The organism is Streptomyces sp. NPDC005070 (genome assembly GCF_053600395.1).
In genome coordinates, this window is the sequence record NZ_JBSFZS010000047.1 from 49216 (window position 1) to 60059 (window position 10844).

The 10844-nt window shown below is 69.2% G+C and carries 10 protein-coding genes; 5 read left to right on the forward strand and 5 right to left on the reverse strand.

From position 1 onward, the window contains the following. Positions 1-131: 131 nt before the first annotated feature. The 3 genes from ACWEBX_RS18225 to ACWEBX_RS18235 form a co-directional block, all read right to left on the reverse strand. Positions 132-1241 carry an LLM class flavin-dependent oxidoreductase gene (locus tag ACWEBX_RS18225; RefSeq protein ID WP_451885854.1) on the reverse strand — a complete coding sequence of 370 codons (1110 nt, stop codon included), beginning with the start codon at positions 1239-1241 and terminating at the stop codon, positions 132-134. Next, positions 1241-1765, reverse strand: coding sequence for an SRPBCC family protein (locus ACWEBX_RS18230; protein WP_451885846.1), 525 nt, complete (start codon positions 1763-1765; stop codon positions 1241-1243). Before ACWEBX_RS18230 ends, ACWEBX_RS18225 begins: the two co-directional genes overlap by 1 nt. A gap of 186 nt (positions 1766-1951) precedes the next feature. After that, entirely contained in the window at positions 1952-2401 is a 450-nt protein-coding gene (locus ACWEBX_RS18235) for a winged helix-turn-helix transcriptional regulator (RefSeq protein WP_451885847.1), read from the reverse strand. Positions 2402-2540: 139 nt separating this feature from the next. On the opposite strand from ACWEBX_RS18235, the gene ACWEBX_RS18240 reads away from it, so the two are divergent. The 3 genes from ACWEBX_RS18240 (at position 2541) to ACWEBX_RS18250 (ending at position 5275) form a co-directional block, all read left to right on the forward strand. Continuing rightward, positions 2541-3287 (forward strand): hypothetical protein, encoded by a 747-nt coding sequence (locus ACWEBX_RS18240; RefSeq protein ID WP_451885848.1) that lies wholly within the window; start codon positions 2541-2543, stop codon positions 3285-3287. Between the two features lie 255 nt (positions 3288-3542). Next, positions 3543-4199 (forward strand): hypothetical protein, encoded by a 657-nt coding sequence (locus ACWEBX_RS18245; protein ID WP_451885849.1) that lies wholly within the window; start codon positions 3543-3545, stop codon positions 4197-4199. Beyond that, on the forward strand, positions 4199-5275 hold the full coding sequence (locus ACWEBX_RS18250; RefSeq protein WP_451885850.1) for a hypothetical protein: 1077 nt from the start codon (positions 4199-4201) through the stop codon (positions 5273-5275). Before ACWEBX_RS18245 ends, ACWEBX_RS18250 begins: the two co-directional genes overlap by 1 nt. A gap of 175 nt (positions 5276-5450) precedes the next feature. Here ACWEBX_RS18250 and ACWEBX_RS18255 read toward each other — a convergent pair whose 3' ends face one another. Both ACWEBX_RS18255 and ACWEBX_RS18260 read right to left on the reverse strand, forming a co-directional pair. Beyond that, positions 5451-6779 carry a class I SAM-dependent RNA methyltransferase gene (locus ACWEBX_RS18255; protein ID WP_451885851.1) on the reverse strand — a complete coding sequence of 443 codons (1329 nt, stop codon included), beginning with the start codon at positions 6777-6779 and terminating at the stop codon, positions 5451-5453. A gap of 161 nt (positions 6780-6940) precedes the next feature. Continuing rightward, the gene (locus ACWEBX_RS18260) at positions 6941-8989 is read right to left on the reverse strand and encodes an APC family permease (RefSeq protein WP_384795943.1); all 2049 of its coding nucleotides are present in this window, start codon (positions 8987-8989) and stop codon (positions 6941-6943) included. Positions 8990-9422: 433 nt separating this feature from the next. Between ACWEBX_RS18260 and ACWEBX_RS18265 the strand changes: the two genes are divergently transcribed. Further along, positions 9423-10094 (forward strand): potassium channel family protein, encoded by a 672-nt coding sequence (locus tag ACWEBX_RS18265; RefSeq protein WP_326785032.1) that lies wholly within the window; start codon positions 9423-9425, stop codon positions 10092-10094. Then, positions 10094-10774: a potassium channel family protein gene (locus ACWEBX_RS18270; RefSeq protein ID WP_326785033.1), complete on the forward strand. Its 681-nt coding sequence runs from the start codon at positions 10094-10096 to the stop codon at positions 10772-10774. Before ACWEBX_RS18265 ends, ACWEBX_RS18270 begins: the two co-directional genes overlap by 1 nt. Positions 10775-10844 lie beyond the last annotated feature (70 nt).

A 10844-nucleotide genomic window follows, 5' to 3' on the forward strand; every position in this document is an offset into this window, starting at 1 on the left:
CGCCACGGGGGTTCCACTGATCGGGTGACGGTCTCGACGGCGGTCGGGGGCCGGGCCGCGCGGTGTCGACCCGACCCGACCCGACCCGGCCCGGCCCGGCACCGCACGAGGCAGAGACAGAGCCCGCCAAGCTACTCGGCGACAGCCGACGTCCCCTCCGCCTCCTCCTCGGCCTCCTGTTCCGCCTTCTGTTCCGCCTTCTGCTCCGCTACGAGATCCAGCGCGCGCCCCAGCGTGGTGAGCCGTTCGTCCAGGGTCGTGCCTGCGGGGTAGAAGCGGACGGTGTCGACTCCCGCGGCGCGCCAGACACGGAGCCGCTCGCGGACCATGTCCTCGGTGCCGATCAGGGTGGTGCCGAGGACCATCTCGTCGGTCACCAGCCCGGCGGCGCCGTCCCGGTCCCCGGCCTGCCACCGCTCATGGACCTCGGCCGCGATCTCCGCCCAGCCCTGCCTGCTGTAGGCGGCGTTGTAGAAGTTGGTGGTGGCGGAGCCCATTCCGCCGAGGCTGAAGGCGAGTTCCTTCTTCCGGCCCGCGACCATGGCACGCAGCGCGTCCTCGTCCTCCGCGAAGGCCACTTCGGCGCCCTGGCAGATGTCGAGGTCGGCACGGCCGCGGCCGGACGCGGCGAGGCCCGCGTCCAGGTGGTCGAAGTACGCCCCCTTGGCGCCCTCGGGCACGAAGCTGGTGCCCAGCCAGCCGTCGGCGATCTCGCCCGTCAGATGCAGCATCTTCGGCGAGAGCGTGGCGAGGTAGACGGGCAGGTCGTGCTCGGCCCGTATGGACATCCGCATGGGCCGCGCCTCGCCGCCCGGCAGCGGGATCGTGAACTCCCGTCCCTCGTAAGCGAGTTCCTCCCCGGCGACCGCCTGCCGGACGATCTCCACGGTTTCGCGCATCCGGGACAGCGGGCGCGCGAACGGCACTCCGTGCAGCCCCTCGATGACCTGGGGCCCGGACGGTCCGAGGCCGAGGAGGAAACGCCCTTCGGAGAGGTTGGAGAGCGTGATCGCCGCGCGGGCGATGGCCGCCGGGGTGCGGGTCCCGAGCTGGATGATCCCGGAGCCGAGCAGCAGCCGCTCGGTCCTCGCCGCCAAGTAGCCCAGCGGAGAAGGGGCTTCGGAGCCCCAGGCCTCCGCGACCCAGCAGATGTCCATCCCGAGCTTCTCGGCCTCGACCACGAAGTCGACGGTCTCCCGCCAGTCGCCCGTCGACGCCTCGATCGTCGTGGAGGTACGCATCACGCACCCGTCCCTTCCGCGCTCTCGGCCAGCTTCCTGATCGCCGCGACGGTGTCCGTCATGCTCCGTTCGAACTCCCGCAGCCGTACGAACACGATCTTCTGCTCCTTCTCCGGCATCCGGTCGATCGCGAAGGACAGCCCCGAACGGCCCGGCCCCATCCGCATCCACTGGGTCAGCTCCGTACCGTCGTCCACCTCTTCCAAGGCGAACCGCCATACGGCGCTGGGGTGTTCGGGGTCCGACACAGCCCAGGCGAAGGCCCGGCAGGGCTCGTACTCCACGACGTACGAGGTGGTCTCCCACTCCCCCAGCGACGCGTGCCTGCTGCGCCCCACGAAGCGGGCGCCGACGCGCGGCGCCGTCACGCCGTCGAGCCACTCGACCGACTGGAGCTCAGCGCTCAGGTCCGGCATCAGCCGGATGTCGGAGACGAGGTCCCACACCCGTCCCGGTGGAGCGTCGATCCGTGTCCGTACATCGACGGTCGGCTGGTCCGCGTAGCGGGCGCCCGTCCACTCCATGAGTCTCCGGCCTTCCTCTCGTCCCCCAGGACCTCACCCATCCCAGGGCCCTGACCTTGAGAGTTGCGTAGATAGACTGTCATGTCAAGGAAAACCGCTCCCGGTACGGGACCGGAAGCGGGGAGCAGAGAGAGCGCGGAGAGAGCCGGGAGGAAAGGGGAGACGAACGCGGAAGCCGCGGCGCGGTCAGGCGGTGAAACGCTTCTGGATGTCCGGCCGTTCGGCGAGGTGCGGCGGATAGCCGGGGCCGAGCCGCGGACGGGTGTCCTCGGCCGTCATCGGCTCACCGCAGTCGCCGCACACGACGGCGGCCTCGGCCTGATGCCCGCAGCGGTCGTGGTGGAAGACGACCGGCGGGCCCTGCTCACCGCTGAGCCAGCGGTTGCCCCAACTGTTCATGGCGGCCAGCACCCCGAAGAAGTCCCGGCCCATCTCGGTGAGCACGTAGTCGTAGCGCACCGGGTCCGTCTGATAGGCCCGCTTCTCCATGAGCCCCTCGTCGACCAGTCGCCGGAGCCGGTCGGTCAGGGTGTTGCGCGCGATGCCGAGCTCCTGCTGGAACGCGTCGAACCGCTTGATCCCGTAGAACGCCTCCCGCAGCACCAGGGGCGTCCACCAGTCGCCGAGAAGATCCATCGTGCGCGCGATGGAACAGGGCCAGTTCGCAAAAGAAGTCCGCCTCACACGCCCAGCATACGAAGGTCTCGGAAAAGGACCCGTCAGCTCGGAACGGATCGGGTGCCGTAGCTCGGCGGGGGCCGGTACCGTGGCGTCCATGAGCGCCGGGGGGAGCTTTCCGGAGCGGCCGTCCGAGGACGCGACCGCCGTGCGGTACGGGCAGCGGGAGATCACACCCTGCCTGATCACCACCGCGGTCACTTGGTCGATCGCCGCCGTCGGATTGTCGGCAGCGGCGCTGCTCGACCAGGACCTGACCCGGTGGCTCCTGGCCTCGGTCGGCGGCCTGTGCGCGCTGGGCGGCCTGTTCATGCTGATCGGGACGGCAGCCACGTCGAACGACAGATTCGTCTTCGACGCGACGGGCTGGTGGTGGTTCAGCATGGACGGGGACGCTCTACTGCCCTGGGATTCGCTGGCCGGGGTGTGCATCTACTCCACTGGTGACGCGGCCGGCGACCACGACACCGCGACACTCGAACTCTTCCCCCGGGGGGACTTCGACCGCGACCACCCCTTGCTGTGGCGCCACGTACGAGACGCCGACCCGCCCGCCGACGGTCTCCCGAGGCTGCGCTATCGCATCGAACTCACCCGGATGATCAACGTGACCACGGACGTCGATCAGGCCTGCTCCCGCTGGGTCCCGCCAGACCTCTGGCACGGCACCACCTGGCAGCCCAAGGGCTACAAGGGCCGCCCCGACCGCACCGGCCACCGACGCAGACTGCGGGCACGGGCACAAAACCCGCTCCGGACGGAGGATGCGACGCCCCCGTCCCCACCTCACGACGACGTACCGCCCGTCTCCCCGCACGATCAGCCCGCTCCCGGCGGCCCGTAGCGTCCGCAACGCCTCGGCGAACCTCCGGCATGGCTCCTGGCCGCGGCCGGTAACAACCTGTCGCTGCGGCACACGGCCGTCTCCCCTTCGAGCCGTCGATCGGTGATCCTTACGAAAGCGTGGGGCGGGATCAGCTAAACCGCCCTGGGTGAGCACCAGTTGTGCCGTCTTGACGGGATGCCAACTGGTGTCACGACATGCCCCAGGGATAGCGTTGGTTCGCTTCAGCAACCCCCACCTCAACAGGAGTCCCGAGTGAACCGCCCCGCCAGGCTCGCCGTAGCCGTGCTCACCGTATCCGCGGCCCTGCTGTTGACCGCCTGTGGTTCGGGAGGGGACGACGGCTCGTCCTCGGACAAAATCAAAGGGGCGGACGCCGGCGGCGGGAAGGCCTCGGCCGGCGCGAGCGCTTCCGCTCCGGCCTCGCAGGACCCAGCCACCCGGCCGAAAATCACGCTCTCCAAGGAGTTCCAGGCGAACTTCGAAGGATGGACGAACAGTGATCCGAAGCTCCAGGCGATCCTGAACGACGGCCGGGAGGAACTGAGGTCGGAGTACTCCGCGGTCATCGAGGCGGATCTGAACTCCGACGCCGTGGCGTTCTACAACTCGGATGCCACCCTGGTCACAGCCCGCAAGTGGATCAAGCAGTTTGTCGATGACGACGAGAGTCTGATCGGCAGCGTCACCGCCTTCGCCCCCCAGGTCCACATCAACGACACCGGCTCGGGCGTGCTCTTCTACTGCGTCGACGAACGTAAGGCGTCCACGAAGAACCGCAAGACCGCGAAGATCACCACCACCGCTGACAAGCCCGAGAACGTACTCCAGTACCGCAATAAGCTGGACAAGAACCCCCAAGGCGTCTGGAAGACCACGTCCTCGACGGTGGTTCCGGGAGCCTGCCGCTGATGAGCTTCGCAGCGAAGACGTGCACGCTGTTGGCCACGTCGGTCTACGCGGTGGTCCTCTCCTCCACGGCGGCTTACGGAGCCATCGGAGATCAGGACAACAAGCCCCCTTCATCGACACCTTCAGGCGGCGCATCCGGCAACACGCTGCGAGCCAAGGCCACCGCCACCCGGATCAAGGTCACCCAATTGAGCGGTGGCACCTCGGGGACCTCACCCAAGACGCTCGCTCCTGCGGATCCCAACTGGCGGCCCCCTGCCTGCTGGTACGAACCCGTGGCCACGCCGCAGGCGCTCAAGGCAGCAGTGGACAGCCTCAAGAAGAACCCCAACAGGGACCTGGTACCCGTCACGCCCACGCTGAGTTGGGGCGAGGACCTGATGGTGGACCACTACGAGAAGGGCAAAGCGGAGAACGGCAGCGGGGACGGCTACGAGAACTACAACCTCGGCAAGGACGGCATGTTCTGGCGCGGGGTCATCAACCAGGACAGGGCGAACGATCCCGAGTCCTACGACTGCGAGGACACGCTGTTCTGGCAGAACGCCAGGACACTCCCCGCCAACAAGCACGCTCCCACCCCTGACGTGCTCGCCGCCTACGTCTACAACAAGATCAAGGTTCCCGAGACCGAGATCGAACTGAAGCCGGCCACCAAGTCCACGGTCAACGTCCCGACCTGGGTGTGGCTGGACAAGGGCACCTTCAAGGAGGTCAAGGTGCGCGCCGAGTTGGCAGCCGCGGGGGTGTGGGCGGAGACGACGGCCAAGCCGGTCGCCCTCCACCTGAACCCGGGCACGGGCGACGCCGAGACCTCCCCCGCCTCCGGTGACTGCGCGATCAACGACGACGGATCCATCGGCACCCCGTACGCCAAGGGCGACGCCGGCAGGACCCCGCCGTGCGGCATCACCTACCTGCGTGCCACGGACGGGAAGCCGTACCGGCTGAGCGCGTCCATCACCTGGCGGATCTCCTGGCAGGGCAGCGGTGGCGCGAAGGGAGACCTGCCGGACGGCACGTTCGAGACCACCCAGGACATGAACGTCCAGGAGATCCAGTCCATCAACCGCTAGAGCAGACGCACGGGGGAATCATGGGTGACATTCGCATCGACTTCGACGCTTCAAGGAGACCGTGATTAGGAAGTCCCGCACGACTGAGCCGGGCAGCGGAAGCAGGACCACCTCCGCGGGACTCGCCGCCGGTGTGGCCCTTCCTTCCGCGGCCGCAGGCCCGGAGCCCGCGGCCTCAGCCGGACTTCTTCACCGGCTCCAGAATCGCCACACACTCCACGTGGTGCGTCATCGGGAACAGGTCGAACGCCCGCAGCGTCCGCACCTTGTAGCCGCCGTCGCGGAAGTACGCCAGGTCACGGGCCAGCGCCGCCGGGTCGCAGGCCACGTAGGCGATCTTCCGTGCCCCCAGCGACGACAGGTGTTCGACCGTCTTCTTGCCGGCGCCCGCCCGGGGCGGGTCGAGGACGATGATGTCGACCTCGGTGATGCCGGTGCGCGGGAGGACCGCCTCGACCTTGCCCTGTTCGATACGGACGCGCTCGAAGCCGGCGAGGTTGTGCCGGGCGTCCTCCACCGCGCGCTTGCCCGACTCGATGCCGAGGACCGCGCCCTGGTCGCCCAGGCGGTCCGCGAGGGCGCCCGCGAAGAGGCCGACGCCGCAGTAGAGGTCCAGGGCCATGTCGCCCTTGCGGGGCAGCAGGCCCTGCATGACGGCCTTGACAAGGGTGTCGGCGGCCATCGGGTGGACCTGCCAGAAGCCGCCGCTGCCGACCCGGTGGGTGCGGCCGTCGGCGCGCTCGCGCACGAAGGCGCGGCCGTGGACGCGGTGGATGCCGCCGTCCTGTTCGGCGACCCGCATCACGGAGACCGGCTTGTCGAGTTCGACGAGGGGGAGGCGGGCGCCGGGGCGCGGTTCCAGGATCACCATGCGGTCCTGGGAGCCGGTCGCGGCGATCGCCTCGACGGCCTCCATCCCGGACCAGTCGCGCTCCTCGATGCCGAGTTCGGTGACACCCGGGGCGGCGATCATGCAGCGCTCGATGGGCTCGACCTCGTGCGAGCGGTGGCGGCGCAGTCCGGCGTTGCCGTCGGGGTCGACGGCGTACTGGACGCGGGTGCGCCACTGCGGCACCTCGCCCGCGGGCAGCTTGTCGCCCTCGGCGGGCATCACCGTGCCGTCCCAGCCGGCCTCCTCGGGCGTGAGGCCCGCGAGGCGCTGCAACTGCTCGGCGATGACCTCGCCCTTGAGACGGCGCTGAGCGCCCGGCTTGGCGTGCTGCCAGTCGCAGCCGCCGCAGCGGCCGGGACCCGCGTACGGGCAGGGCGCCTCGACGCGGTCCTTGGAGGCGTCGATGATCTGGACGGCGTCGGCGCGCAGGAACCGCGCGCCCTCCTCGCCCTCGGTCACCCGGGCGAGGACCCGCTCACCGGGCAGGGCGTGCCGGACGAACAGGACCTGGCCCTCGTCCGTACGGGCGATGCAGTGCCCGCCGTGCGCCACGGGGCCGATCTCGACCTCGTACTCGTCCCCCACCAGCGACTTCTTCGGTTCTGCCTGCATGGTGGGGTGACTCCAGATGAGAGGGGGAAACGGCCGGACAACACGGCCGGACAACAGCCGTCCAGTCTACGTGCTCACGGCACCGCTTCCCGCCTCGTCCGTGAGCTCGCGGCACCGCTTCCCGCCCCGTCCGTGAGCTCGCGACGCGCTTCCCGCCCCCGTCAGCTCTTCTGCGTGGGCTCCTTGGGCCGCACCTGGGCCGGGCCCCGGCGCACCGCGCCCGGAGCGTTCCAGTCCTGGCGCTTGCGTGCGCGCAGCTTGGCGGCCTCGGACGACTCGAGCTGGTAGGGCACGGAGGTGACCATGACGCCCGGCGTGAAGAGCAGGCGGCCCTTGAGTCGCAGGGCGCTCTGGTTGTGCAGCAGGTGCTCGTACCAGTGGCCGACCACGTACTCGGGGATGATCACGGAGACCGCGTCGCGCGGCGACTCCTTGCGCAGGCCCTTCACGTACTCGATGACCGGACGGGTGATCTCGCGGTAGGGCGAGTCGAGGACCTTCAGCGGTACGTCGATGCCGCGCCGCTCCCACTCGTCGCGCAGGGTCTTGGTCTCGGCCGGGTCGACGTTGACGCTGAGCGCTTCGAGGGTGTCGGAGCGCAGCAGCTTGGCGTAGGCGAGGGCGCGCAGCGCCGGCCGGTGGATCTTGGAGACCAGGACGACGGAGTGGACGCGGGAGGGGCGGACGCTGTCGTCGGACGGGCCCTCGGGCGCGGCGAGCTCCTCGGCGACGCGGTCGTAGTGCTTACGGATCGCGGTCATCGTCGCGTAGAAGATCACCATGCCGAGCAGGGCGACCCAGGCGCCGTGCGTGAACTTGGTGACGAGGACGACGACCAGGACCAGCCCGGTGAAGAAGGCACCAAAGGCGTTGATCGCGCGGGAGCGGATCATGTGGGTGCGCTTGGCCGGGTCGGTCTCACTGGCCAGATGGCGGTTCCAGTGGCGGACCATGCCGGTCTGACTGAGAGTGAAGGAGACGAACACACCGACGATGTAGAGCTGGATCAGGCGCGTCGAGTCGGCCCCGTAGATGATGACGAGCATGCTCGCGGCGCCGGCCAGAAGGACGATGCCGTTCGAGAAGGCGAGGCGGTCGCCGCGGGTGTGGAGCTGGCGCGGCAGGTAGCGGTCCTGGGCGAGGATCGAACCGAGCAGCGGGAAGCCGTTGTACGCGGTGTTCGCGGCCAGGAACAGGACGAGGGCGGTGGCGGCGGCCAGCAGGATGAACAGGAAGCTGCCCTTGCCGAACACGGCTTCGGCGACCTGGGAGATCACCGGGTTCTGGACGTAGCCGGCGCCGACCGCCACGCCGTTGTGGATCAGGTCCGTGGCGGGGTTCTCGGCCATGCGCACCTTGGTGGTCATGGCCAGGGCGATGATGCCGCAGAACATGGTGACGGCGAGCAGACCCATCGCCGCCAGCGTGGTCGCGGCGTTCTTCGACTTCGGCTTGCGGAACGCGGGGACGCCGTTGGAGATCGCCTCGACGCCGGTGAGCGCCGCACAGCCGGACGAGAAGGCGCGCAGCAGCAGGAACACGAGGGCGAAGCCCGCGAGCCCCTGGTGCTCGGCCTTGATGTGGTAGTCGGCGGTCGGCGCGTGCATGGTGTCGCCGAGCACGAGCCCGCGGAAGGCACCCCAGGCGATCATGATGAAGACGCCGGCGACGAAGACGTACGTCGGGATCGCGAAGAGCTTTCCGGACTCCTTGACCCCGCGCAGGTTCATCAGCGTGAGCAGCACGATGACGGCGACCGCGCAGAAGACCTTGTGCTCCACCACGAACGGCACCGCCGAGCCGAGGTTCTCGATGCCGGAGGCGATGGAGACGGCGACGGTCAGGACGTAGTCGACGAGCAGCGCGCTGGCGACGGTGAGACCGGCCCGCGGGCCGAGGTTGGTGGTGGCGACCTCGTAGTCACCGCCTCCGCTCGGGTAGGCGTGCACGTTCTGGCGGTAGGAGGCGACCACCGTGAACATCAGCACGACGACCGCGACCGCGATCCAGGGGCTGAAGTGGTAGGCCGACACGCCCGCGATGGAAAGGACCAGCAGGACTTCCCCGGGGGCGTACGCCACGGAGGAGAGCGGGTCGGATGCGAAGACGGGGAGGGCGATGCGCTTCGGCAGAAGCGTTTCCCCCAGCCGGTCGCTGCGCAGTGCACGCCCGATGAGGATCCGCTTGGGCACGTCGGTCAGTTTGGACACAACAGGGAATCGTAAGGGTTCGAACTGGCTGTCGCCCACCCGCCGTCCCACTTCGGCACGTCATCTGCTCTCCGGGTGAAAACAGGGTGGCTCCGGCTGCGGATTCCGCAGCACCGGAGATCCACGTGTCTATATGACAAAACCCCGTTCCCGACCGCCCTGGAGGACCCATGCATGTGACCGCTGAGCTCATCGGCGCGACCGTGGCGCTGGTCGGCCTCGGAATCCTCACCCTCGCGAGTGTTCGGAGCATCACACGACGCTGAACCCCCCGCGTCGGCCGTCGTTCACGTCCGTCCCCCGAACGCTCCGCGAAAAAGGCACAGGCGAACCTGCGCAACGAAGCCCCTGGTCGACCGCGCGTGTGTAGCTTGGGCGGCGGTCTGAGACCCTGTTTAGCCTGAGCCGTAACCATTCATGCGGAAGGACGGTCGTGCACATCGTCATCATGGGCTGCGGAAGAGTTGGTTCCGCTCTTGCCCAGAACCTGGAGCAACAGGGGCACACGGTCGCCGTGATCGACCAGGACCCCACCGCCTTCCGGCGGCTGGGCTCCGGGTTCGGCGGCCGTCGTGTCACCGGAGTCGGCTTCGACCAGGACACCCTTCGCGAGGCGGGCATCGAGGAGGCCGGCGCCTTCGCGGCGGTCTCCAGCGGTGACAACTCGAACATCATCGCCGCCCGGGTGGCCCGCGAGATGTTCGGCATCGAGAACGTCGCCGCGCGCATCTACGACCCGCGTCGCGCCGAGGTCTACCAGCGCCTCGGCATCCCGACCGTCGCCACCGTCCGCTGGACGGCCGACCAGATGCTCCGCCGGCTGCTGCCCTCGGGTGCCGAGCCGCTGTGGCGCGACCCCACCGGAGGTGTGCAGCTCGCCGAGGTGCACACCTCCGTCGCATGGGTGGGCCACAAGATCAGCCGCCTCCAGGACGAGACGGGCGTACGCGTCGCGTTCCTCACCCGGCTGGGCGAGGCGGTCCTGCCCAGCTCGCAGACGGTGCTGCAGGAGGGCGACCTGGTGCACGTGATGATGCGCACCGACGAGGTGGACAAGGTCGAGGCGGCGTTCGCCAAGGGCCCTGAGGAAGAGGCGGGGCACTGATGAGAGTCGCCATTGCCGGTGCCGGCGCCGTGGGCCGCTCGATCGCGGGCGAGCTGCTGGAGAACGGCCACGAGATCCTGCTGATCGACAAGGCGCCGACCGCCATCTCGGTCGAGCGCGTCCCGCAGGCGGAGTGGCTGCTCGCCGACGCCTGCGAGATCACCTCCCTGGACGAGGCGGCGCTCCAGCGCTGCAACGTGGTCATCGCGGCCACCGGGGACGACAAGGTCAACCTCGTCGTCTCGCTGCTCGCGAAGACCGAGTACGGCGTCCCGCGCGTCGTCGCCCGGGTGAACAACCCCAAGAACGAGTGGCTGTTCAACGAGTCCTGGGGCGTGGACGTCGCCGTCTCCACCCCGCGTCTGATGTCGGCGCTCGTGGAGGAGGCGGTGAGCGTCGGCGACCTCGTGCGGCTGCTCCGTTTCAGCCACGGCGACGCCAACCTCGTCGAGCTGACCCTGCCGCCGGAGTCCGCCCTCGCCGGCACGACCGTCGGCGACGTCGCGTGGCCGGAGGACACCTCGCTGGTGACCATCATCCGCGGCACCCGCGTCCTGACCCCCTCCCGGGAGGACTCCCTGGAGGCGGGCGACGAACTCCTCTTCGTGGCCGCCCAGGCCCGTGAGGAACAGCTCGAGGACCTGCTGTCGGTGCGCCGCGACACCAGCACGACGAAGTAGCCGTTCCGTCCCGTCGGCGGTACGACATCCGCCGGCGGGAAGAGGTCTCGCGCGGTGGTACGACGAAGGG